This is a genomic window from Sinorhizobium sp. Y406 (assembly GCF_058732025.1).
On the sequence record NZ_CM178974.1, the window covers coordinates 2947861 to 2971509 of the forward strand.

At 63.6% G+C, this 23649-nt stretch carries 16 protein-coding genes and 1 pseudogene; 10 read left to right on the forward strand and 7 right to left on the reverse strand.

The window, feature by feature from the left end:
• Nucleotides 1–77: 77 nt before the first annotated feature.
• The 3 genes from AC4P1R_RS13975 (at nucleotide 78) to AC4P1R_RS13985 (ending at nucleotide 3702) form a co-directional block, all read left to right on the forward strand.
• Nucleotides 78–1601 carry a sugar ABC transporter ATP-binding protein gene (locus tag AC4P1R_RS13975; protein ID WP_492177117.1) on the forward strand — a complete coding sequence of 508 codons (1524 nt, stop codon included), beginning with the start codon at nucleotides 78–80 and terminating at the stop codon, nucleotides 1599–1601.
• Between the two features lie 75 nt (nucleotides 1602–1676).
• Nucleotides 1677–2687, forward strand: coding sequence for an ABC transporter permease (locus tag AC4P1R_RS13980; protein WP_069458647.1), 1011 nt, complete (start codon nucleotides 1677–1679; stop codon nucleotides 2685–2687).
• 61 nt (nucleotides 2688–2748) lie between these two features.
• Nucleotides 2749–3702 carry a substrate-binding domain-containing protein gene (locus tag AC4P1R_RS13985; protein ID WP_069458648.1) on the forward strand — a complete coding sequence of 318 codons (954 nt, stop codon included), beginning with the start codon at nucleotides 2749–2751 and terminating at the stop codon, nucleotides 3700–3702.
• Nucleotides 3703–3864: 162 nt separating this feature from the next.
• Here the strand turns inward: AC4P1R_RS13985 and AC4P1R_RS13990 are convergent, their stop codons facing one another.
• Nucleotides 3865–4590, reverse strand: coding sequence for an META domain-containing protein (locus AC4P1R_RS13990; protein ID WP_069458649.1), 726 nt, complete (start codon nucleotides 4588–4590; stop codon nucleotides 3865–3867).
• A gap of 164 nt (nucleotides 4591–4754) precedes the next feature.
• Between AC4P1R_RS13990 and dxr the strand changes: the two genes are divergently transcribed.
• Nucleotides 4755–5927 carry a 1-deoxy-D-xylulose-5-phosphate reductoisomerase gene (gene dxr, locus AC4P1R_RS13995; RefSeq protein ID WP_151611661.1) on the forward strand — a complete coding sequence of 391 codons (1173 nt, stop codon included), beginning with the start codon at nucleotides 4755–4757 and terminating at the stop codon, nucleotides 5925–5927.
• A 170-nt stretch (nucleotides 5928–6097) separates the two neighbouring features.
• Here dxr and hemA read toward each other — a convergent pair whose 3' ends face one another.
• From hemA to AC4P1R_RS14015, 4 genes are all read right to left on the reverse strand, one after another.
• Nucleotides 6098–7312, reverse strand: coding sequence for a 5-aminolevulinate synthase (gene hemA, locus AC4P1R_RS14000; protein ID WP_069458651.1), 1215 nt, complete (start codon nucleotides 7310–7312; stop codon nucleotides 6098–6100).
• Nucleotides 7313–7523: 211 nt separating this feature from the next.
• On the reverse strand, nucleotides 7524–8321 hold the full coding sequence (locus AC4P1R_RS14005) for an FAD binding domain-containing protein (RefSeq protein ID WP_225191947.1): 798 nt from the start codon (nucleotides 8319–8321) through the stop codon (nucleotides 7524–7526).
• A 15-nt stretch (nucleotides 8322–8336) separates the two neighbouring features.
• Nucleotides 8337–10685, reverse strand: a complete 2349-nt coding sequence (locus AC4P1R_RS14010; protein WP_492177118.1) for a xanthine dehydrogenase family protein molybdopterin-binding subunit — start codon at nucleotides 10683–10685, stop codon at nucleotides 8337–8339.
• A 93-nt stretch (nucleotides 10686–10778) separates the two neighbouring features.
• On the reverse strand, nucleotides 10779–11270 hold the full coding sequence (locus AC4P1R_RS14015; RefSeq protein WP_069458948.1) for a (2Fe-2S)-binding protein: 492 nt from the start codon (nucleotides 11268–11270) through the stop codon (nucleotides 10779–10781).
• Nucleotides 11271–11698: 428 nt separating this feature from the next.
• Between AC4P1R_RS14015 and AC4P1R_RS14020 the strand changes: the two genes are divergently transcribed.
• The 4 genes and pseudogenes from AC4P1R_RS14020 to AC4P1R_RS14035 all read left to right on the forward strand — a co-directional run bounded on the left by AC4P1R_RS14020 (nucleotide 11699) and on the right by AC4P1R_RS14035 (nucleotide 20515).
• Nucleotides 11699–11950 carry a YMGG-like glycine zipper-containing protein gene (locus tag AC4P1R_RS14020; RefSeq protein WP_069458654.1) on the forward strand — a complete coding sequence of 84 codons (252 nt, stop codon included), beginning with the start codon at nucleotides 11699–11701 and terminating at the stop codon, nucleotides 11948–11950.
• A gap of 148 nt (nucleotides 11951–12098) precedes the next feature.
• A pseudogene (locus AC4P1R_RS14025) lies at nucleotides 12099–12562 on the forward strand (hypothetical protein).
• 333 nt (nucleotides 12563–12895) lie between these two features.
• Nucleotides 12896–14806 carry an autotransporter assembly complex protein TamA gene (locus AC4P1R_RS14030; RefSeq protein WP_492177119.1) on the forward strand — a complete coding sequence of 637 codons (1911 nt, stop codon included), beginning with the start codon at nucleotides 12896–12898 and terminating at the stop codon, nucleotides 14804–14806.
• A 93-nt stretch (nucleotides 14807–14899) separates the two neighbouring features.
• Nucleotides 14900–20515, forward strand: coding sequence for a translocation/assembly module TamB domain-containing protein (locus AC4P1R_RS14035; RefSeq protein WP_492177120.1), 5616 nt, complete (start codon nucleotides 14900–14902; stop codon nucleotides 20513–20515).
• 214 nt (nucleotides 20516–20729) lie between these two features.
• On the opposite strand, the gene AC4P1R_RS14040 is transcribed toward AC4P1R_RS14035, so the two are convergent.
• Both AC4P1R_RS14040 and AC4P1R_RS14045 read right to left on the reverse strand, forming a co-directional pair.
• Nucleotides 20730–21209, reverse strand: coding sequence for a VOC family protein (locus tag AC4P1R_RS14040; protein ID WP_151611668.1), 480 nt, complete (start codon nucleotides 21207–21209; stop codon nucleotides 20730–20732).
• Between the two features lie 182 nt (nucleotides 21210–21391).
• Nucleotides 21392–21826, reverse strand: coding sequence for an Lrp/AsnC family transcriptional regulator (locus AC4P1R_RS14045; RefSeq protein ID WP_069458659.1), 435 nt, complete (start codon nucleotides 21824–21826; stop codon nucleotides 21392–21394).
• A 140-nt stretch (nucleotides 21827–21966) separates the two neighbouring features.
• Here AC4P1R_RS14045 and rocF point away from each other — a divergent pair, with 140 nt between their 5' ends.
• Both rocF and AC4P1R_RS14055 read left to right on the forward strand, forming a co-directional pair.
• Entirely contained in the window at nucleotides 21967–22890 is a 924-nt protein-coding gene (rocF, locus tag AC4P1R_RS14050; protein ID WP_069458660.1) for an arginase, read from the forward strand.
• Nucleotides 22891–23160: 270 nt separating this feature from the next.
• On the forward strand, nucleotides 23161–23640 hold the full coding sequence (locus AC4P1R_RS14055) for a chemotaxis protein CheW (RefSeq protein ID WP_069458661.1): 480 nt from the start codon (nucleotides 23161–23163) through the stop codon (nucleotides 23638–23640).
• Nucleotides 23641–23649 lie beyond the last annotated feature (9 nt).

Here is a 23649-nt window from a genome sequence, read left to right on the forward strand (position 1 = left end):
AGCATGTAAACCTTTACATCGGGCAGTGTAAAGGTTTACATCAACAAAAATGAGGTGGAGGCCTCAGGGAGGGGAACATGGGCACGGACGTCGTCGAAAGCGCTCCCGTCGTGCTGTCCGCGCGACGCGTCAGCAAATCGTTCAGCGGTGTGCAGGTGCTGTTCAGCGTCGATTTCGAGCTGCGCCAGGGCGAAATCCACGCGCTGATGGGTGAAAATGGCGCCGGCAAATCCACACTCGTGAAGATTCTCTCCGGCTTCGAGCAGCCGACCTCGGGCGAGATCCTGTTAGACGGCAAATCCGTGACGCTTCCGCCCAACGGTGCCGCCGAGGCGCTCGGCATTGTCATTATCCATCAGGAATTCAATCTGGCGGAACATCTCACCGTCACCGAGAGCCTCTTTCTCGGGCGCGAGGTAACCCGTTTCGGAGTTCTCGACCGCAAGTTCATGCGTGCGGAAACACGCCGCGTCCTCGATCTCCTCGGCTCTCACGTCGACGAAAACGCGATGATCGGCTCTCTGTCGATTGCCGAAAGGCAGATGGTCGAGATCGCCAAAGCCATCAGCCGTGACGCGCGCGTCGTCTTCATGGACGAGCCGACGGCAGTGTTGTCGCGCGAGGAAACGTACTTCCTGTTCCAGCTGGTGCGCAAGCTGCGCGAAAAGGGCACCAGCTTCGTCTTCGTGTCGCACAAGCTCGACGAGGTCATGGAACTGACGGATCGTGTGACGGTGTTGCGCGACGGCCAGTGGATCAAGACGGCGCCCACCTCCACCCTCGACGGCGAGGCTATCGCCCAGCTGATGGTCGGCCGCGAACTATCGAGCCTCTACCCCGGTAAAAGCGAGCCCAACGTCGACGAAGAAGTGGTGCTACGGGTCAGTTCGGTATCCACCGGCTATGTCCGGGACGCGAGTTTCGAGGTTCGCCGCGGCGAGGTCCTCGGCTTTTCAGGGCTGATCGGCTCCGGCCGAACGGAGTTGATGGAAGCGCTCGTGGGACTTCGCTCGCGCCTGAAAGGCGAGGTACTGGTTCGCGGCCAGCCGGTACCGTCAGGTGATGTCCATGCGATCAACAAGGCCGGCCTCGTCTACATGACCAAGGATCGAAAGGCCAAGGGGTTGTTGCTCAATGCCGGGATGATGGCGAACCTGACGCTGCAGTCGCTCGGCCGCCATACCCGCCTCGGCTATCTCGACCCGGCAAGCGAGCAAGCGGCTCTCGTCAGGGCTCGCCGCCGCTTCGATATCCGCGTCAGGGACGACACTATCGTCGCCGGACGCATGTCGGGGGGCAATCAGCAGAAACTCCTGCTTGCCAAGGTCATGGAAACTGATCCGAGTATCATCATCATCGACGAGCCGACGCGGGGCATCGACATCGGCACCAAGCAGCAGATCTATCACTTCATCTCGGCGCTGGCCCGGGATGGCCGCTCGATCGTCGTCGTTTCGTCCGAGATGCCGGAGATCATCGGCCTCTGCAGTCGCGTAGCGGTCATGCGGGAAGGCCAAATTGCCGGCATACTCGAGGGCGACGAGATCTCTGAACAGGAGATCATGCGCTACGCCGCAGGTCTGAAGAAGAAGGCGGCCTGATCCGCGCGGGCGGATCCTTTGCCGCCGACGGCAACAATGCAATTCCCGAAAGGTGAGGCGGAGGCCCGATTGGATATGAGCGTGAACCAGGAAAGCAGTCAGGTGGCGATCCGCCGCCGCAGCTGGCGTGACATTGATCTGAGGGCTGTGGCGCCATTCGTTGCGCTGGCTTTGCTCCTCCTGGTGGGCGCGCTGGTCAATCCCAACTTCATCAGCATCAATAATCTCGCCAACGTCGCCACCCGAAGCGCATTCATCGCCATCATCGCAGTCGGGGCGACCTTCGTGATTTCCTCAGGCGATCTCGACCTGTCCGTCGGCGCAATGGTCGCCTTCATCGCCAGCCTGATGATCCTCTTCATGAATTCCGGCGTAATTGCCGATCCGGTGCTCATGCTCCTGACGGCTATCCTTTTCACGATAATTGCCGGTGCGCTATGTGGCCTCACCAACGGTCTGATCACGACGGTCGGCAGGATCGAGCCCTTCATAGCGACGCTCGGCACCATGGGCATTTATCGGGGGCTGACGACCTGGCTTTCGCAGGGCGGAGCAATCACGCTCAAGGAGCCTCAGCTCCAGGAGATGTACCGTCCCGTCTATTTCGGCACGATCTTCGGCGTGCCGGTTCCCATCGTCGTTATTCTTTGTGTGACCGCCGTCGCCGCCTTCATTCTCTACCGCACCCGCTACGGGCGGCACGTCGTCGGCGTCGGCTCCAATCGTGACGTCGCGCGATACTCGGGCATTTCCGTCAATCGCGTTCGCACGGTCGCATTCGTGATCCAGGGGCTGTGCGTAGCGGTAGCCGTGCTGCTCTACGTGCCGCGCCTCGGCTCGACGTCGGCGACCACAGGCATCCTGTGGGAACTGCAGGCGATCACAGCCGTCGTGATCGGCGGCACGGCACTCAAGGGTGGGGCGGGTCGGGTGTGGGGCACAATCTGCGGTGCCTTCATCCTCGAGCTGGTCGGCAACATCATGCTGCTGTCCAACTTCATCAGCGAATACCTGATCGGCGCCATTCAGGGCGCCATCATCATCATTGCGATGCTCGTCCAGCGCTCGCTGGTGCGCAAATCGTGAGACAGCCGGGTCCACAGGTCTCCCGGCCTGCAAAAGGTTGACCTGTTTTGGGAGGTACATAATGCGTAAGAAGCTATTCGGCCTGACCCTCGCGGCCATGACCGCCCTCACCGGCGTGACGCATGCGCAGGAGGAAAAGAAAGTGACGATCGGCGTGTCGATACCGGCAGCCGATCACGGCTGGACGGCCGGTGTGGTCTTCCATGCCGAACGGGTCGCAAAGCTCCTGATGGAGCGAAATCCGGGTCTCCACGTGATCGTCAAGACCTCGCCCGATCCGGCGAGCCAAGCCAACGCCGTGCAGGATCTCGAGACACAAGGCATCGACGCTCTGGTCATTCTGCCGACCGATCCGGATCCGCTCGTCAACGCCATCAAGGAAGTGAAAGACAAGGGTACTTTTGTCGCCCTGGTCGATCGTGCGCCGAGCGTCAACGACGCATCCGTACGTGATCTCTACGTTGCGGGCAACAACCCGGCACTCGGCCAGGTCGCTGGTGAGTACATCAAGGCAACGACACCGGATGCCGAAGTCGTCGTAATCCGCGGCCTGCCGATCCCGATCGATCAGCAGCGCCAGGACGGCTTCGACAAGGGTATCGAGGGGTCGAACGTCAAGGTTCTCGACCGCCAGTACGGCAACTGGAATCGCGACGATGCCTTCAAGGTCATGCAGGACTACCTGACCAAGTACCCGAAGATCGATGTCGTCTGGTGCCAGGACGACGACATGGCTGTCGGCGTGCTGCAGGCCATCGAACAGGCGAAACGCACCGACATCCAGTACGTCATCGCCGGTGCCGGCTCGAAGGAGATGATCAAGAAGGTCATGGACGGCGACAAGATGATCCCGGTCGACGTGCTCTATCCGCCGGCGATGATCGGTACTGCGCTCGAGATGACCGCTGCCAATTTCTACAGTCAGGTTCCAGTCCGCGGTGTCTACACGATCGACGCAACGCTCGTGACCGAGGATAATGCGCAGGACTTCTACTTCCCGGATTCGCCATTCTGATCCGGCATTGAGCAGAGGCGGCCCCTATTTGCACGGGCCGCCTCGATCGGGTCGCATGCAATCTGCATACGTTACGCAAAGCTGCGGACAGAGCCGGGGAGACCATCCGTGCGGTCGTCCCAAGCTCCGCCGGGCCCCAGGATCGCTACCTCAGTTGCGCCTCTATCCCCTTTTGACGCAAACCACCCCCGGATCCTCCTCGCCCTTCGTCACGTCGAAGAGCGTCGCCTCCTCGCCTTCGGTCCACCAGATATAGCGTCCGCCAGCATAGCGCGCGCCCGAGCCTGAGATAATTCCCGAGGCGGCGATGTAGTGGCCGCCGATCGAGAAGGTGACGAGCGACAGGGGGCCGGCATTGATATATTCGGCGTCGACGCCCTCCCCGGCGCAATCGTATCGCACCGTCTGCCGGTCGACAGCGCCGGCACCGGGCACACGCAGGATGACCTCCGCCCCGCCCGCTGCCGCGGCCTCGGTCGATACGAGCCGCATGACCGGAGTGCCGTCGGCGCCCGCCAGCGTGAGCCTTGTGCCGTCTATACTCCAGTCGAGCCTATTCCGCAGAGCGTCGAAGAACTTCTGCTCCTGCTCCATGATGGCCGGTTCGCACATCTTGCGCGCCGCGGCGGTGGGTCCGAAGGTGATGGTCTTGCCCGAGAGGGTGAAGGCGCCGGTGAAAAAGTTGCAGCCGCCCATGCCGCCATAGGTACCGTCCTCCCGGATATCCAGTTCCGTCTCGAATTCGTCGACGACGCCTTCGCCGCCGATCGCCTCGGCGCGCCAGGAACCGACGAGCTCCTGCGGCACGTTCTCGGCGGCGACCGTATTCATGGAGGCAACTTCGATCAGCACGCAGGCGCACATGGCAGCCGTCAGGGTCTTTGACATGGGAAGTTCCTCGCGCAGAGAGCGACGCATGGTTGCAGCCAGGCGGATTCTTAGCGCAGCGGTGCCGGAAAGAGAAGAGCGGCGGCTTCTGCCCTTGTTGCCGAGGGCTTTCGGCTGTAGAGCCTATGGGAAACTCCAGAACCAGAAGAATACGGGAATTGGCAATGGCATCCGGCGACGAGAAGCGCCGCCTGACGATATTGGGCTCCACCGGTTCGATCGGCACCAGCACGCTCGACGTGATCGAGCGACTCGGCGGCCGTAAGAATTTCGAGATTGCGGCACTCACCGGAAACGGCAACATACCCTTGCTCGCCGAACAGGCGCGCCGCCTGGGGGCGGAGCTTGCGGTCACCGCCGACGCGGAGCGCTACGGCGAATTGAAGGAGGCCCTGAGCGGCAGCGGCATTGCCGTGGCGGCCGGCCGCAGCGGCCTTATCGAGGCGGCCGAGCGCGACGCCGGCTGGGTGATGGCGGCAATCGTCGGCAATGCCGGGCTTGCTCCGACCCTTGCCGCCGCGCGGCGCGGCGCCGCCATCGCGCTTGCCAATAAGGAGTGCCTCGTTTCCGCGGGCAGCCTCTTCCTGGAAGCGGTCCACAAGGGGGGCGCGCGGCTGCTACCCGTCGACAGCGAACATAATGCCATCTTTCAGGTCCTCGAAAACGAGCAGCGACACGCGGTCGAACGCATCATCCTGACGGCCTCCGGCGGCCCGTTCCGCACCAAGTCGCTCGAGGAGATGCGGCACGTCACCGCCGACATCGCCCGCGCCCACCCCAACTGGTCAATGGGGTTGAAAATATCGATCGACAGCGCCTCGATGTTCAACAAGGCGCTGGAAATGATCGAGGCGCGCCACCTCTTCGGGCTGCGTCCGGATCAGATCGAGGTGATCGTCCATCCGCAATCGGTGATCCATTCCATGGTCGGCTATAGCGACGGATCGGTGCTGGCGCAACTCGGCTGTCCCGACATGCGCACGGCGATCGGCTATGCGCTCTCCTATCCGAAGCGCTCAGCGCTGCCGGTCGAGCGGCTCGATTTCGCAAAGCTCGCGCGGCTCGATTTCGAAGCACCGGACGAAATCCGCTTCCCGGCGCTCCGCCTGGCGCGCCGGGCGATGGAGGCGGGCGGCGTGCAGGGGGCGGTGCTAAACGGCGCGAAGGAAACCGCACTCGAAGCCTTCATCAAGGCGAGGATCGGCTTCCTGGCGATGGCGGAAATCGTCGAGGAGGTGATGGATGCGTTGGCTGACCTGCCGGCGGCCGCCACCATGGACGATGTCTTCGCGGCGGATGAAAAAGCCCGGCATACTGCGGCCGGGTTGATTGAATAACACGCGATATTCGGTTCGAACTGTCCCTCATCCGCCCTTCTCCCCGCAAGCGGGGCGAAGGAGACTCGCGGCGTGCTTCCCACCCCACCCATTCACCCACAGATGAGGAGAAGGTGCAAGTCCGTCCCCTCTCCCCGTTTGCGGGATGAGGGGCTTCGGCTCGTGAGCGCTTACGCCACCGCCCTTGCCAGCGCGCAGCGCGACCAGAGTGAATGCAGGGCGCCGACCAGGTGATCGATATCGGCATCCGAATGCAGCGGCGTCGGCGTGATACGCAGGCGCTCGGTCTTCTTCGGCACCGTTGGATAGTTGATCGGCTGCACATAGACGCCGCAATTGTCGAGCAACAGGTCCGAGATCCATTTGCACTTGGCGGCATCGCCGACCATCACCGGCACGATATGGCTCGGATTGAGCATGTGCGGAATGCCGCGCTTGTCGAGCAGCGAGCGCAAGCGTCGCACCCGCTCCTGATGCGCGAAGCGTTCGACCTGGCTCTCCTTCAGATGCCGGATCGAGGCGAGCGCGCCGGCGGCGAGCGCTGGCGGCAGGGCAGTCGTGAAGATGAAGCCGGAGGCAAAGGAGCGGATGAAATCGCAGAGCGCCGCCGAACCGGTAATATAGCCGCCCATGACGCCGAATGCCTTGCCGAGCGTGCCCTCGATTACAGTCAGGCGATGCATCAGCCCCTCGCGCTCGGCGATGCCGCCGCCGCGCGAGCCATACATGCCGACCGCATGCACCTCGTCGAGATAGGTCATCGCGCCGTATTTGTCGGCGAGATCGCAGATCTCCCTGATCGGCGCGATGTCGCCGTCCATCGAATAGACCGATTCGAAGGCGATGATCTTCGGCGCGCGCGGATCGGCCGCCGCGAGCTTGGCTTCAAGATCGGCCACCGAATTGTGCTTGAAAATGACGCGTTCGCATTTCGAATGACGAATGCCCTCGATCATCGAAGCGTGATTCCCAGCATCCGAGAAGCAGATGATGCCGGGAATCCTGGAACAGAGAGTTCCAAGGGCGGCCCAGTTCGACACGTATCCCGAAGTGAACAGCAGCGCGGATTCTTTGCCGTGCAGGTCGGCAAGCTCGCGCTCGAGCAGGACGTGATAATGGTTGGTACCGGAGATGTTGCGGGTACCGCCGGCGCCGGCGCCGCATTCGTCAATCGCCCGCTTCATTGCCTCGACGACCACCGGAGATTGGCCCATGCCGAGATAGTCGTTCGAGCACCAGACGGTGACCTGCTGGCTGCCCTCGGCCGTGTAGCGTGTCGCCTTCGGGAAGTCGCCACGGTGGCGGGCGAGATCGGCGAATACGCGGTAGCGGCCTTCCTGATGCAGCCCGTCCAACTCGGCTTTGAAGAAACTCTCGAAATCCATCATCATCTCCACAACCCTGCCCGCCTTTGTTCCTTGAAAGCGGTCAGAGGGTCAACCCCGGAAAGCCCCCGTTGCCTGCGGCAAATGGCCCTCAGTTTTGAACTGTTCCAAGATAGCTAGTTCAACTCAATCCCCGCAACTTTGACCGAAGTCAAGCAATTACGAAAAAGGACGGCCGCTGCCGCCCTTTTCCGATGCAAAGTCCCCCCTTTCACGCGGCCGCCACGGCGCGCTTCGTCATCACCTTGATGAGATTGGCGCGATAGGGTGCGGTCGCATGAAGGTCGGAAAGCAGGTCCGAGGGATCGACCGTCACGTTCGCCACCGCGTCCGGCGACCAGTTGCCGGCAAGCGCCGATTCGAGGCCCGCATGGCGGAACACGCCGTTGGAGCCGGCCCCGGTCACGGCGACGCGAACGTCGCCAACGTCGCGACGGGCGACGAACACGCCCGTCATCGCATAGCGTGAAGCCGGGTTGGCGAACTTCTGATAGCTCGCCCTTTCGGGTGCCTCGAAGCGGATGGCGATGATGATTTCGCGATCACTGAGTACCGTCTCGAACAATCCGGTGAAGAAATCGCCGGCCCTGATTTCCCGCCTGTCCGTGACCACCATCGCGTCGAGCGCCAGGATGGCCGCCGGATAGTCCGCCGCCGGATCATTATTGGCGACGGAGCCGCCGATCGTGCCCATGTGACGGACATGCGGATCGCCGATGTGGCTCGCCAGCGCGCAAAGGGCGGGACAGACGGCCTTTACTCGTTCCGAGGTCGCGACCTCCTCATGCGTCGATGCCGCGCCGATCGTGACCGTCCGCCCGTCGACCGTGATGCCCTTCATTTCGGCGATGTGCCTGAGATCGATGAGGTCGCTCGGCGCAGCGAGCCGCTGCTTCATGGTGGGAATAAGTGTCATGCCGCCGGAAAGATATTTGCCCTCCGCAGCGGACCCCATGAGCTTCAGTGCCTCGTCGATCGAAGAGGCACGGCGATAATTGGTCTCGTACATTCTCGTTCCTCCCGATCAATGGCCGGCCTGCGCGGCGGCCCAGACCTTTTCGGGCGTCGCCGGCATGGTGACCGCATTGTTGCCGATTGCGTCGGTGATCGCGTTGATCAGTGCCGGCGGTGATCCGATCGCCCCCGCCTCACCGCATCCCTTGATGCCGAGCGGATTGTTCGGGCATGGCGTATTGGTCGTCGATACGCGGAAGGACGGCAGGTCATCGGCGCGCGGCATGGCGTAATCCATGTAGCTCGCCGTCAACAACTGCCCGCTGTCCGGATCGTAATGCACGCCTTCGAGCAGCGCCTGCCCGATTCCCTGGGCAATGCCGCCATGCACTTGCCCCTCGACGATCATCGGATTGATGATATTGCCGAAATCATCTGCTGCGACGAACTGGACGATCGTCGTCTTGCCCGTTTCCGGATCGACCTCCACCTCGCAGATGTAGCAGCCGGCCGGGAAGGTGAAATTGGCCGGATCATAGAAGGCGCCCTCCTTGAGACCCGGCTCCATGCCGGCGGGCAGGTTGTGGGCGGTATAAGCGGCGAGCGCCACCTGAGACCAGGGGATCGACTTGTCGGTGCCGGCAACCTTGAGCGCGCCGTCCTCGACGACGATATCGCTCTCGTCGGCCTCCATGATGTGCGCCGCGATCTTCTTCGCCTTGGCTTCGACCTTGTCCAGCGCCTTGACGATCGCCGACATGCCGACCGCACCCGAACGAGAGCCGTAGGTGCCCATCCCCATCTGCACCTTGTCGGTATCGCCATGCACGATGTTGATGCTGTCGATCGGCACGCCCAGCCGGTCGGCGACGAGCTGGGCAAAGGTGGTCTCGTGGCCCTGGCCGTGGCTGTGCGAGCCGGTCATCACCTCGATCGTGCCAACCGCGTTGACCCGGACCTCGGCCGACTCCCATAGGCCGACGCCGGCGCCAAGCGAACCGACCGCGGCCGAGGGCGCAATTCCGCAAGCTTCGATATAGCAGCTCATGCCGATGCCGCGTCTCATGCCGCGCCGCTCCGATTCCGCCCTGCGCGCGGCAAAGCCGTCGACATCGGCGGCCGCCATGGCGGCATTGAGCGACGCATCGTAGTCGCCGGCGTCATAATTCATGATGACCGGCGTCTGGTGCGGGAACGACCGGATGAAGTTGATGCGCCGGAGTTCGGCCGGCGAAATGCCGAGCTCGCGCGCCGCCGTTTCCATCGTCCGTTCCAGGAGATAGGTCGCTTCCGGGCGACCGGCGCCGCGATAGGCGTCGACCGGGGCGGTGTTCGTATAGACCGTGCGGACATTGGCGTGTATCGCCGGGATGTCGTATTGCCCGGAGAGCAGGGTCGCATAGAGATAGGTCGGCACGGCCGAGGAAAAGAGCGACATATAGGCGCCGAGATTGGAGATCGTATCGACCTTCAGCGCCGTGATCCGATGGTTCGCGTCGAAAGCCATTTGCACGGTCGAAACATGGTCGCGGCCATGCGCATCGGTGAGGAATGCCTCGGTGCGGTCCGAGGTCCACTTGACCGGCACGCCGGTGCGCTTGGACGCCCAGAGACAGACGATCTCCTCCGGATAGATGTAGATCTTGGAGCCGAAGCCGCCGCCGACATCGGGCGCGATCACCCTCAGCTTGTTCTCCGGCGCGACGTTATAAAAGGCGCTCATCACCAGGCGCGCCACATGCGGGTTCTGGCTGGTCGTGTAGCAGGTGTAGTGGTCGTCGCCCGGATCGTAAATGCCGAGAGTTGCGCGCGGTTCCATCGGGTTGGGCGACAGGCGGTTGTTGAGGACCTTGAGCTCCGTCACATGCGCTGCGCCGGCAATCGCCCGGTCGACCGCGGCAGCATCGCCGATCTCCCAGTCGAAGATCAGGTTGCCTGGAGCTTCTGAATGGATCTGAGGCTGGCCGTCACCCAGCGCCTGCACCGGATCCGTGACCACCGGTAAAGGATCATAATCGACGATCACCGCTTCCGCCGCGTCGCGGGCCTCGGCGACGCTGTCGGCCACGACGACCGCGACCGCATCGCCCACATAGCGCACGGTCTTGTCCGCAAGCGGCCGCCAGACGCCCATCCTCATCGGCGAGCCGTCCTTCGAATGGATCATCCAGCCGCAGATGAGATTGCCGATTCCGTCAGCCAGCAATTGCTCTCCGTCGAGCACGTCGATGACGCCGGGCATGGCCTTCGCGTCCGTCGCGTCGATCCTCGCGATCCTGGCATGCGCATGCGGGCTGCGCACGAAGACCGCATATTTCATGCCCGGCACCCTCATGTCGTCCGTGTAGCGCCCCTTGCCGGTGAGGAACCGCCTGTCTTCCTTGCGCGCGACCGGCGCGCCAATCCCTTCAACACCCATTGCCTATCTCCTCCCGAGATATTCAGCACACTCCTGGAATTCCGATGCGGTTTTCCGCCCGCATCCCGCGTCCCGACGAATCTGTGCCCCCGCTCATTCCGCGGCCTGGCGTGCGCCGCCGCCCATCTCGGCGGCCGCGGCCAGGATCGCCTTGACGATATTGTGATAGCCGGTGCAGCGACAGATATTGCCCTCGAGCTCGGCACGCACCGTCGCCTCGTCGAGATTGCCGCCATGGCGGCGGATCATGTCGACGGCGGTCATGACCATGCCCGGCGTGCAGAAGCCGCATTGCAGGCCGTGATGCGCATTGAAGGCCGCCTGGACCGGATGAAGCTCGCCCTGTTGCGCCAGCCCTTCGATGGTCGTGATCGCCGATCCCTCCGCCTGGGCGGCGAGGATCGAACAGCTCTTGACCGATCGGCCGTCCATCAGGATGACGCAAGTGCCGCACTGCGTCGTGTCGCAGCCGACATGCGTCCCCGTCAGTCCGAGATTTTCGCGGATGAAGTGCACCAGCAGCGTCCGGTCGTCGCAGGTGCCCGTCACCTGGCGGCCGTTGACCGTCATCGTTATTTTCGCCATTTCGCTCCTCCGGGGGTTGGTCGGTGCCAACTCGAGCGCGGCCTTGAAGTCGGGTGAGATCTGTTCACGCGACGGAAGGACGCGCCCACTGAAATCGATGCCCTCTGCCAGCGCCCACTCCTCCCGGGCCGAACTGGCACGCTGCATCATTTGTCTTTTTTTCAAATGTCGCAACCGTTTGCGGCCACGGAACGGCAAAAATTCCGCCGCCGTCTGTTCCGGCCTGGCAACCGCCTTCATCTTCTGTTCAGGAAAGATGACATTATCTTGCCGAGGAAGATTCGCCGCCTCCCGTAGACATTGCCGGACAGTGGATTATCTTCCAGGTTGCAAATTCAAAGGGGAAGCAGCCGGTTGCGCTGCCCTTCCATCACCCAGGAGACGGACGAGGCGACAGGCTGAGATCCGTAGAATTCGGAGAGGACAAGATGAAGAAAGCCATCGCACTTGTGCTGGTCGCCCTGGCGGTCGCAAGCTGCACGCAAACGGAAAAGGGTGCCGGCATCGGTGCCGCCTCGGGCGCGATCATCGGCGGCGCGATCACGAACGACGTACGCGGCGCGGCCGTCGGCGCAGCCATCGGCGGCGTGTCCGGCGCGGTCATCGGCCATGTCACCGAGCAGCCGGGCCAGTGCTACTACCGCGACCGCTACGGCCGCCGCTATATCGACGCCTGCTGATTGCGGCGACCAACGAAAAGGAAGCCCCCGGCGCGATTGCGGTCCGGGGGCTCTTTTTTTTTGACCATGCGCCGAATTGGCGACCACGTTAGTCCCGCAACGGAACTTTTGCGGCTCACAGAGGTTCCGCCAAACGAGGAGCATCGGCATGATCGCGACGGCCCACCGGGTAAGCAGCCAGACCTCGCGCGAGATCAATCGCAGAATCCGGCAGGAGACCGAGGAACGGCTTGCCCACTACGAGTCGCATCCGGAAGAGATCGAGCAGAGACTGGCCGAACTGGATCTCGAGTGGGATATCGAGCGGACGCTCGAAGCTAATGCATCGTTGCTTGCCTTCACCGGTGTCGCACTCACGGCGACGGTTGATCGGCGGTGGCTCGCCCTTCCCGCTATCGTCACCGGCTTTCTGTTTCAGCACGCGATCCAAGGCTGGTGCCCCCTTTGCCTGTACTTAGAAGACTGGGATTCCGCACCGCCGAAGAAATCAACCAGGAGCGCTACGCATTGAAGGCGCTAGGCGGAGATTTCAACGGCGCTCGGGGTCCGGGCAGGCTCGCTTCCGTACTGCGCGCGGTAGGGATACACCGCGAGCTTGGTGGTCAGGCCTGACTCCGCGCGGGAGAAGGTGATTCCGGTTTGCCAGCATTCGTCTTAACCTCGGAAAGCTTCTTCGGCGGCATACTCCTGCACCAACATTCTGCAGTGGCGTCGTAATTTTCGGCGCAACGACCGTTGTGCAGCGTCTGCTTTGCACAGCGAGCGTGTGCTCCTGGGACCACATCGCCCGCCGATTTTGTCAGATACATCGGCCGACTCCCCTTCCCGGAATGGAACGACCGCGCCACGATCATTAACAAATGGGGAACCATGCCATGCTAACATGGCCATTGCCGCACAAGCAGGCAGTGAGTAAAGAGTCGCCTGAAACGGGATGCGGAGGGAATGTCGCCACCACGGTCGAGTACTGCGCACTGGAAGGGAGCGGCGGCGTTTGTCCTTGCGGCGTCGACGGCGCTTGGCCCGTTTTCCGCCGGTAAGGCGCTTGCGATCAACATCTTCGGCCTGCGGCTCTTCGAAAGCGCGGAGGAGGAGATCCAGGTCATCGACCCTGTCCGCTATGCCCTCACTTTCGAATCCGGCGCGGACGACGCGGATCTGCGCGAGGCGCTCGAAAACGCATCCAGGCTTTACCAGGATCGCGACAAACCGGTTTCCGGTGACCTTGGCCTCTTGATCAAGGCGCGCGACGACCGGGAACGCCTGCTTGCGGCTCTCTATGAAAACGCACGCTATGGCGGTGTCGTCAGCATCCAGATCAATGGGCAGGACATCGAAACGCTGCCGCCGGATCCCTCCTTTCCGGATGGCGCGGTGCCGGTGGCGGTGCGGGTCACCCCGGGGCCGGTATTCACATTGGGCAGGGTAACTCTGCAAGGCGATGCGGCGCAGTTCGCCCCTTCTGCGTACGGGCTTACGCCCGGCGCACGTGCCAACTCGACGCTGATCATCAGGGCAGGCGAGCAGATCGTCGCCGATCTGAAGGAACAGAGCCGGCCTCTTGCGAACCTTACCGAACGCAGCGTCGTTGCCGACCACGCCACTTCGACGGTCGACGTCACGATCGCCGCCGAGGGCGGCCCGGTCGCCCCCGTCGGCGATCTCACGGTCACCGGCACAAGGACCGTCGATCCGACATTCGTGCGCGATTATTCGCGCCTCAACGAGGGTCGGCCCTACTCGCCGGAAAACATCCGCAAGGCGGCCGAGCGTCTGCGGCAGTTGAATGTCTTTTCCAGCGTCACCATTACTGAAGCCGATCGGCTTGCGCCGAACGGTACCATTCCGATGACCATTCAGGTTTCAGAGGGCAAGCACCGCTATTTCGGCTTCGGCGGCCAGGTCTCGACGACCGACGGCCTTGGCCTGCAGGGCTACTGGGGTCACCGCAATCTCTTCGGCCGCGCCGAGTCGATACGGATCGAGGGCTCGGTCGATCGAATCGGTGAAACGGCGGATATCGGCGGGCTCGACTATTCCGCCAGCATCCTCTTTGCGAAACCCGGCGCCTTCGGCCCGGCATCGACCTTCACGGCGAGCGTGAAGGCTGCCATCTCCGACCCGGATGCCTATCGCGCCAAGACCATTACGGCGGCGGCGGGCGCCGGTTTCGAGCTTTCGCCGGAGGATACGGTCTCGGCCGGCGCGGAGCTGAGCCTGGCCGATGTCGACGACGCATTCGGGTCAAACCGCTATCTCACCGCCGCCATTCCGCTCGAATATGTTCGCGATACCCGCGACGACAAGCTGAACGCGAAGGAAGGCTACCGTGCGCTGATCAGCGCTAAGCCAAGCTACGAGATCGAGGGAAAGACCTTCTTCAGCTCATTCGAGGCCACCGCCTCCGGCTATCAGGCCCTCGGACCCGAGAACCGTTTCGTGCTCGCCGGCAGGATCGGCGCTGGCACACTTGTCGGTGGCGGCGAACTCGCCGACATTCCGGCGCCGCGGCGCTTCTATCTCGGCGGCGGCGGCTCGGTGCGCGGCTACGCCTTCCAGGAGATCGGCCCGCGCAATGCCGACAACCAGCAAACCGGCGGCCGATCCTATGTGAGCGGTTCGCTGGAGGCGCGCATTGCGGTCACCGACACGGTGGGCATCGTACCTTTCATCGATGCGGGCAGCGTCTCGGCGGGCGAACTGCCGGACTTTTCGGATGTCCGCGCCGGCGCCGGTATCGGCCTGCGCTATGCGACGCCCTTCGGGCCGATCCGGCTCGATTTCGCGGTGCCGCTCAACAAATATCCCGGGGGCACCGATTACGGCATTTATGCTGGAATCGGCCAATCTTTCTGATTTGTGCCGATCGGCCTGTTATAATCATCGTTGCGGCACCCCACCTCCGTCCTGCCGATTCCAGAGCGGCGTAACATGGGCTATGGATAGGATATGAATCAGGTCATCCGCTTTCTCCGGCTCGCATTGCGCTATCTGTCTGCCGTCTTCGCCGTCGCGTTGGTGCTATTGCTCCTCGCCATCGGCTTTCTGGGTTTCACGACGCCCGGCGCGCGGGTGGTCGCCTGGGCGATCGAGAAATACGCGGCAACCCCCGACCAGATCGTTCGCATCTCCGATCCGAGCCCTTTGCTGGCTGGGCAATTCACCGCCGGCAGTGTGACGCTCTTCGATGGAGAGGGCATCTATGCGGAGGTGCGGGATCTGGCAATCGACTGGTCGCCGGCGGACCTGCTCTCCATGCGCTTCGACGCGTCGAAGGTCTCAGCCGGCTCCGTCCGGCTGGAACGGATGCCGGTTCCATCGCATGAGACGGAGGAGGTACGTTCGACCTTGACGCCACCGCTCGACGTGAAAGTCGACGCGTTCGAGCTGAACGAGATCGTGATCGGCGAGGCGATCGCAGGTGAGGACCAGTTCCTGACGGCAACCGGCAGCGTTCACGCCACCGATTCGAGCGTGGCTCTCGCCTTCGAGGCATCCGAGCGCGACCGCCGCGAGGCGCGCGCCGTCGCCGATCTCGTGTTCGATCCGGCCGGCAACCAGTTGAAGATCGAAGCAAAGCTTTCCGAACCGAAAGGCGGGACACTGGCGAAGCTGCTGCGCCTGTCGGGCGAACCGGCCGTCGATATCGCGCTGACCGGCGAAGGCCCGCTCTCCGACTGGGCAGGATCGGGCACCGCCGCGCTCGACGGCACGGAAATTCTTCGTCTCCGGGGGCGCCACGTCCTCGCCGCCGACGGCATGCACAATCTTACGCTTTCCGGCGGCGGCGCTTTCGCGCCGCTGATGCCGGCCGCCCTCAAGCCGCTCTTCGAGGGCACGACCGAAATCGACCTTGCCGCCGCCTTCGACGCCGAGAGCATGATCCGCATCGAGTCCGGCAGGCTTTCCACCGGCGCGCTGACGCTCAATGCCTCGGGAAGGATCGACAGCCGCGGCGAGAACAATCTGCAGGCAAGCCTCGCCGGCACGGACGCCCCGGTCGACTTCCGCTGGCCGATCGGGGACGGAGATCTGCGGGCGCTGATCAACACGGCCAATCTGTCGCTGGTCGGCGACGGGCAATCGGCGATCCTCGATATCGCCGCCGATGTCGCGTCCGTCGAACTGCCGCAGGGTTCCCTCGGAGACATACGGCTGTCGGCGCGAAGCGACGCATTCGATCTGCAAGCGCAGAGGGGAGTGCTGAAGACGACCCTGGAAATCGGCGAAAGCCGTTTTGCGAGCGCGGAACTCGACAGGGCGATACAGGCGCCGTTTGAGGTCGAAGGCATGCTTGCCGTCGCCCCGGAGACGATCCGTTTCGATCCGCTGACGATCGAGAGCGCCAGCATCGGCGGCACCGTCAGCGGCGCACTCGACCGCTCCAGCGGGCTGATCGAGGCTGCGTTCAAGCTTTTTGTGATCCCCGAGGTTCTTCCGCCCGCGATCGCCGGAAAGTTCGACGGCACGATTGCCCTTTCCGGCAATCTCTCGGCCGAAGCGGATGGACGGATCGAACTGAGCAAGCTTGAGGTCAAGTCGGAAACGCTTGCCGCCTCCGGCTCGCTCGCCCTTGCGGGCGAGACCCTGACGGCAGATCTCTCCGGCCAACTGCCCGATCTCGGCAGGATCATTGACGATGCCGCAGGGCCTGCCGCCTTTCGCGCAGCCATCGAGGGTCCTCTCGCAAAGCCCGGCATCAAGGCGGAGGTGACATCCACCGGCGCCACGCTTGGCGGCCGCACGCTCAACGATCTTACGATCAACGCCGATGGAACGGTGGTATCCGGCGCCCCGCAGGCGAAAGTCACTGCAACCGGCACGCTCGACGGGCAGCCGATCGACCTGCGCGCCGACGTGGTTTCGCAAGACGGCCGCACCTCGGTGCCAACCATCGAAGGAACGGTCGGTGGCAACCGGCTGACCGGCAGGCTCGATCTCAGCTCCGGTTTCAAGCCGAGCGGCACGATCAATTTCGACCTGTCGGACCTCGGCCTCATCACAAGCATGCGGGGCCAGCAGGTCTCCGGCGACCTGTCCGGCACCGCGACCATAGAGACGACCGACAGCACGACATCCGTCGCCATCAAGGCGCAGGGCACCCATGTCGCGCTCGGCGCGATAACGGTCGCTACGCCGGAGGTGGACATCCGCATAGCCGACATCGCCAGGCCGGCAATCATGAGCGGCCAGATCCAGGCGGAGAGCCTCGCGCTCGGGAACAACCGCGTGTCGGAACTCGGCATCACCCTCGAACAGCGGCAGGCCGCAACCGACTTTTCGCTGCAGGGCAGCTATGACGGTGCACCGCTGACCGCATCGGGCGAGTTTAGCCAGAATGCCGGTGGCGCCGAGATCCACCTTTCCTCCGTTTCCGCCGCACCGAGGGGCGTGCCGCTCGAGCTTGCGGGCCCGACAGCCGTGGCGATCGAAGACGGTGCAGCCCGCCTCGACGGGCTGACGATCCGCGCCGCCACCGGCACCGTCACGATCACCGGCACCGCCGGCGACAAGCTTGACCTCACGGCACGAATAGACGCCCTGCCCGCCGGCCTGATCGATCGCTTCGCACCAACACTTGGGGCGCAGGGCACGATTTCGGGCAGCGCCAAGGTAAGCGGCGAGGCTCAGTCGCCGGTCGTCGATTACGATCTCGCCTGGAGCGAGGCTTCCGTCGCATCGACGCGATCGATCGAGATCGCCGCGCGCGACCTGAATGCCAGCGGCAAAATCACCGTCACCGAAGCGGCCATCCGCTTCGATCCGACGGCGATCGAAGGTGCAGAGTTCCGCGGCAGCATTACCGGCACGCTCGACCGGACCAGCACGACGGCCGAGGTCGAGTTCGAACTCACGGCCGAACCGAATGCGCTGCCTGCCGGGCTGGCAACGCGTTTCGACGCGCCCGTGACCGTTTCGGGCAAGATCGAGACCGGAGGAGAGGCCACGCGGTTGAGTGCGCTCGAGATCACCTCCGGGACGGTTACCGCCACCGGTACCGCAGCCCTTGCCGAGGGTGCGCTGACGGCCAAGGTCGAGGGTGCGTTGCCGGACCTCGGCAAGCTTCTGGGCGATGCGCGAGGACAGGCGTCCTTCAATGCCGACATCTCCGGTCCGCTCGATGCGCTGAGCCTGAAGGGAGAGATCACCTCGAGCGGCGCCACGCTCGCCGGCCGTTCCCTGACGGACCTGACGATCAGCGCCGACGCGACGCTGGAGCCGGGCAGCCCTCAGGCGAAGCTCAGCGCGACCGGCGCGCTCGACGGACAGGCAATAGACGTCCGGGCCGAAGTGGTTTCGAGGGAAGGACGCACGTCCATCCCGACGCTTGAGGCGACGATCGGCGACAACCGCGTGACGGGCGCACTCGATCTCACCCAGGATTTCAGGCCCCAAGGCACGATCAACTTCAGTCTGCCCGATCTCGGCCTGATCGCCGCCATGGCCGGGCAGCAGGCCTCCGGCGACCTTTCCGGCTCGGCAGCCGTGCGGACCGCCGATGGCACGACCTCGGTTTCGCTGAACGCCTCCGGCAGCGCCATCAAGCGCGGCGCGCTGACGATTGCCAAGCCCTTCGTGGACATCAGCATCGCCGATGTCAGCGAGCTGGCGATCCGGGGCAGCGCCAAGGCCGAGAGCGTCATGCAAGGCGAAAACCGCGTGACCGATGTCAACCTCACCTTCGACCAGCAGGGCGAGAGGACGGGCTTTGCCGTCGACGGCCGATATGATGGCAGTCCGCTTACCGCCAAGGGCGATCTGGCGAGAGCCGGTGACCGCACGGAAATTCGCCTCACCTCCTTCACGGCCGCTCCGCGGAACATCCCCCTGAGCCTTGCCGAACCCGCCGTGATCACCATCGAGAACGGCGTCGTCCGACTTGGCGAAATGACCATACGGGCGTCGGATGGCACCATTGACGTCACCGGCACTGCGGGGGAAATGCTGGACATTTCGGCGAGGCTGAACGCACTGCCTGCCGGCCTTATCAATACCTTTGCCCCGACGCTGGAGGCCGCAGGCTCGATCAACGGCACGGTCGAGGTCAAGGGAAGCGCCGGCGAGCCCGTCATTACCTATGATCTTCGTTGGAGCGATGCCTCGCTCGCCACCACGCGCGGCGCCGGTGTGGCCGCACTCGATGTTTCGGCCACCGGCCGATATGCCGGCAATCGCGTCACGGTCGAGGCAACGGTGTCCGGTCCCGGCGAGTTGTCCTTCCGGGGTGGCGGCCATGTCGATCTCGGCGGCACCATGCCGCTCGAAATGACCTTTACAGGAGACGTGCCCTTCACGCTGCTTGCAGGCGTCATGGCGGAACAGGGCTTCACCCTCACCGGGTCGGCCGATGTCAATCTTACGCTCTCAGGTTCCGCAAGGTCGCCGCGGATCGCAGGCACCCTATCGACAAGCGGCAGCCGTCTCGTCGACGTCCGGCGCAATCTCGCCCTCAACAACCTCGCGGCCAATGTCACGCTTGACGGGCAGCAGGCAAGGATCTCCGATCTCTCGGCCAATCTTGCAACGGGCGGATCGATCCAGGCAAGCGGCAGCGTCGGCATAACGCCAGGCTCCGGCTTCCCGGCGGATATGAGAATCCGCCTGAATGATGCCACCTATATCGACGGCACCTTGTTCATGGCCAATCTTACGGGGGATCTGACGCTCACGGGTCCGCTCACCGCAACGCCGGTCCTCGGCGGCCAAATGTCGGTCCGCAGAGCGGCGATCACGATTCCCGAGAAGCTGCCGGCTTCGCTGGCCTCGATCAACATCGAACACAGGAATGCGCCGGCTGGGGTCCGGAAGATGGCGAATGAGGTGCTCCGGGACAAGCCGGCCGATGCCGGCGTCAACGGCGACGGCATCATTGCCTTCAATCTCGACGTCCGTTCGCCCGGGCAGTTCTTCGTGCGCGGACGCGGCATCGATGCCGAACTCGGCGGGAATCTCACGATCCGCGGCACGGCCAGCCAACCGATCGTCTCAGGCGGCTTCGACATGCGGCGTGGTCGCCTCGAGATCCTTGGGAAGCGTCTGACCTTCACGGAAGGCCATATCGGCTTTGGCGGCGATCTCGTACCGACTCTCGACCTCGACGCGACCTCGAGCGCGGGCTCGACGACCATTACCGTCACCATCGCCGGCCCCGCCAACAATCCGGCGGTGACCTTCTCCTCCTCCCCGGCGCTGCCGCAGGACGAAATCCTGGCGCAACTGATCTTCAACCGGTCGCTGAACAACCTGTCGGCCTTCCAGATCGCGCAACTTGCCACCGCAGTCAGCCAGCTCGCCGGCGGCGGCTCGACCTCGCTGCTCGATGGTCTGCGCAACAGGCTCGGCGTCGACGATCTCGACATCACCACCGACGAAAGCGGCGGCGCACAGCTGCGCGCCGGCAAGTACCTCAACGACCGAACCTATATAGAACTGCAACAGGGCTCCGACTCGGCGTCCAGCAAGGCGACGATCAATCTCGATATCGGCCGCGGCGTGAAGCTGAAGGGCTCGGCGGCCGGCGACGGCTCGGCATCCGGCGGCGTCTTCTTCGAGAGGGAATACTAAGAGAAGACAAGAGGTTGGCGCTGCCCCCTCCCCACAAGGGGAGGGGCAGGAATTTGCAGCGCCGCCTCAGCTTCATTCACCCTCTCTCGCAGCAGCGACGGCGGAGAGGAGCGAGGCGGGAGCAGCAGGTGAGACCCCTCCCCCTTGTGGGGAGGGGTGGGGGAGGGATTTAGCAAATGGCCACGCGAAGGGTCGGAGGAGCAAGTCTCTCCGATCACGCGGCATTCCGCTCGGCGGTGAACGTGTCCAGCACCTCCCCCTCGTCCGTGAGCGTGAAGAGCGCCCAGATGTGACCGAAGGGATCGATGAGCGCGCCGACGCGATCCCCCGTTGGCAGCGTCTCGACTGCGTTGCGCAGGCTTGCGCCGGCGCCGATCGCGCGCTCGAGCACCCGATCCACGTCGTCGACATGGAGTTCCAGAATTGCCGCGGTCGTGCCGAGAGCGTGCGGCGAGCGCGGACCGCCGAGCCGCGGTTCCGCATCCCGGCGCGGATTGGCGCCCGCCACCCTGAATAGGGAATCGCCGACGCAGAGATCCGCGCTCGTCAAAATCCCGCTCCATTCATGGCGACGGAGGAGTTCCGCACCGAAGACGTCACGATAGAAGGCGATCGCGCGCTCCTCTTCCCCATGCCTGACGAACAGTTTTATGCAAATCTGCCGCGCCTGCGGGCCGCCTGGAAAACCGAGCATGACATCCCTCCATAGGTCGCGCCTGTCTGGACCAGTCCGACCCGGAACAGCAAACGCGACCGACTTGTGACGATTGAAATGGAACGACGCCGAAGACCGCGTCGTTCCTGTGCCTCTCTTTGTGCTGAGGCGACTATGATATACGAAGCTCAGAACAAATCAAGAACAAAAACCAGTGTGCCTCAATATGCCCCGGCCATCTTGCTGGTCTTGAGCAGGATGTTCGATTCCGTGATCGTGATGCCGTCGATCAGCCGGATGCGCCGCAGGGTCGCGTCGAAGCTTGCAAGATCGCGATCCTCGAGTTCGGCAATGAAGTCCCACCGGCCGTTGGTGCTGTGCAGCGCCCGCACCTGCGGCAGACCCCGCAATTGCTCGGCCACGCGGTCGGCCATCTTGCCGTGCACCTCGATCATGACCACGGCGCGTACGCCGGAGGCGGAGATTTCCGATCCGGTGCGGATGGTGAAGGCGGCAATCGTGCCATTTGTCACCAATCGATCGATCCGCGCAGCAACCGTCGCTCGCGAAACGCCGGTCAAGGCGGAAAGCGTCGACACGGGTGTTCGCGAATTTTGCCGCAGCGCGCTGATGAGCGCTTGATCGAGATCGTCCATGCCGTCACTTTGCCAAAGCGAGCTTATCACTTTGCCAAGAGTAGCCTTCTGATTGACAGTTTTCCATCTTTTTGTCGTCATCGCATTCGGTGATAATCCGCACCGGCTCCAGGGAACCGAACCAAAGGAAGAGGCGGAAAATGAAAACCATCACATTGATCGGCGCACCCATCGAGGAAGGCTCCGGCCGCCGCGGCGCGGCCATGGGCCCGACGGCGCTTCGGATCGCCGGCATCGATACGGTTCTTGCTGAACTCGGCCATGGGGTCGAGGACGAAGGCGATTTCCGGCCTTCCGCGGCGCGCGACCTCGCCAGCCACCCGGGCGCCAACAATCTGCAGATGGTTGCCGCTTTCACCCGGGCGCTCAACGATGCGGTGCACGACGCCGCCCGCAAGGGGCATGTTCCGATCATCCTGGGCGGCGACCACGCGCTCTCGATGGGCAGCGTCTCCGGAATGGCGCGACATGCAGACGAAGTGGGTCGGCCGCTCTTCGTGCTTTGGCTCGACGCCCATGCCGACTTCAATTCGCCGGCGACCTCTCCCTCGGGCAACATGCACGGCATGCCCGTTGCGTTCTTCTGCGGCGAGGCCGAGTTCGCCCCGATCCTTGCGCCGGACCGGCCGCTGGTCGATCCGAAGCGGGTGTTCCAGGTGGGCATCCGCTCGGTGGATGCGCGCGAACGCGACGAAATCGCCGATCACGGGGTAAACGTCTATGACATGCGGGCCGTCGACGAGCTGGGCATGGCCCATATCATGCGGCACATCCTGGATGAGGTGCGCGCTGCAAACGGCCTCCTGCATGTGAGCCTCGATGTCGACTTCATGGATCCGGAGCTCGCGCCGGGCGTCGGCACGACGGTTCCGGGCGGCGCCACCTTCCGCGAAGCCCATCTGATCATGGAAATGCTCTACGACAGCGGCCTCGTCTCCTCGCTTGACCTGGTCGAACTCAATCCCTTCCTCGACGACCGCGGCAGGAGCGCCCGCGTCCTGGTCGAACTCACCGCAAGCCTTTTCGGCCGCCGCATCCTCGACCGGCCGACCCGCGGCGCCTGAGAACGACAAATGACGGCGGCTGTAAATGCCGCCGCCGGTCGAACACCGCATTGTCGATAGGGGAAAAGCAAGTCTTAACGATTCCCGGGATAGGATAACCGTCAACGCGCAAAGCGGACTACCCGCGCATGATGCAGCTTGCGCCTCGCCGAATGCCCTCGGCGGACCATGGTTCTCGTCCGAACCGGCGCGGCGCGCATTCGAAGGGAACCTCACGGATTTGGCGAAGTCGGCGCACGGGCGTCGACGGATAAGCTTGAAGGACCTTCGATGACAGGCACATTGAAAACGGCCGGCTTCGACGGCGAAACGCTGGAAATCATCGCGTTCCGCCTCCATGATCAGGAATTCTGCGTCAAGACGACGACCATTCGCGAGATCCGCGGCTGGGCGCCGTCGACGCCCATCCCGCATTCGCCACCGGAAGTAATCGGCGTGATGAACCTGCGCGGCACCGTTATCCCGATCATCGACCTTGCCCATAAACTGGGCATGAAAACGACCGTCGCCAACGAGCGCAGCGCCATCGTCGTCGCCGAGGTCCACAACATGGTGATCGGCCTCGTCGTCGATCGCGTCTCCGACATCCTCACCGTCCAGGGCAGCCAGGTGCAGCCGGTGCCGGAAGTGACCGCCTCGTTCGACAAAAGCTTCGCCGAAGGCGTTATCGCCAACGAGTCCGGCATGATCTGCTTCCTCAACCTATCGCGGATGTTCAAGGAACGCGAGGTGGAAGACCTCGCGGCCTGAGAAGCCCCC

Bases quoted from the DNA above. Each gene is read 5' to 3' on its own strand.
- AC4P1R_RS14045 (WP_069458659.1), bottom strand. From the start codon at position 21,826: ATGGACGATCTCGATCAAGCGCTCATCAGCGCGCTGCGGCAAAATTCG.
- AC4P1R_RS14030 (WP_492177119.1), top strand. From the start codon at position 12,896: ATGTCGCCACCACGGTCGAGTACTGCGCACTGGAAGGGAGCGGCGGCG.
- AC4P1R_RS13985 (WP_069458648.1), top strand. From the start codon at position 2,749: ATGCGTAAGAAGCTATTCGGCCTGACCCTCGCGGCCATGACCGCCCTC.
- rocF (WP_069458660.1), top strand. From the start codon at position 21,967: ATGAAAACCATCACATTGATCGGCGCACCCATCGAGGAAGGCTCCGGC.
- AC4P1R_RS14020 (WP_069458654.1), top strand. From the start codon at position 11,699: ATGAAGAAAGCCATCGCACTTGTGCTGGTCGCCCTGGCGGTCGCAAGC.
- hemA (WP_069458651.1), bottom strand. From the start codon at position 7,312: ATGGATTTCGAGAGTTTCTTCAAAGCCGAGTTGGACGGGCTGCATCAG.
- AC4P1R_RS14035 (WP_492177120.1), top strand. From the start codon at position 14,900: ATGAATCAGGTCATCCGCTTTCTCCGGCTCGCATTGCGCTATCTGTCT.
- AC4P1R_RS14040 (WP_151611668.1), bottom strand. From the start codon at position 21,209: ATGCTCGGTTTTCCAGGCGGCCCGCAGGCGCGGCAGATTTGCATAAAA.
- dxr (WP_151611661.1), top strand. From the start codon at position 4,755: ATGGCATCCGGCGACGAGAAGCGCCGCCTGACGATATTGGGCTCCACC.
- AC4P1R_RS13975 (WP_492177117.1), top strand. From the start codon at position 78: ATGGGCACGGACGTCGTCGAAAGCGCTCCCGTCGTGCTGTCCGCGCGA.
- AC4P1R_RS13980 (WP_069458647.1), top strand. From the start codon at position 1,677: ATGAGCGTGAACCAGGAAAGCAGTCAGGTGGCGATCCGCCGCCGCAGC.
- AC4P1R_RS14015 (WP_069458948.1), bottom strand. From the start codon at position 11,270: ATGGCGAAAATAACGATGACGGTCAACGGCCGCCAGGTGACGGGCACC.
- AC4P1R_RS14055 (WP_069458661.1), top strand. From the start codon at position 23,161: ATGACAGGCACATTGAAAACGGCCGGCTTCGACGGCGAAACGCTGGAA.
- AC4P1R_RS14005 (WP_225191947.1), bottom strand. From the start codon at position 8,321: ATGTACGAGACCAATTATCGCCGTGCCTCTTCGATCGACGAGGCACTG.
- AC4P1R_RS13990 (WP_069458649.1), bottom strand. From the start codon at position 4,590: ATGTCAAAGACCCTGACGGCTGCCATGTGCGCCTGCGTGCTGATCGAA.
- AC4P1R_RS14010 (WP_492177118.1), bottom strand. From the start codon at position 10,685: ATGGGTGTTGAAGGGATTGGCGCGCCGGTCGCGCGCAAGGAAGACAGG.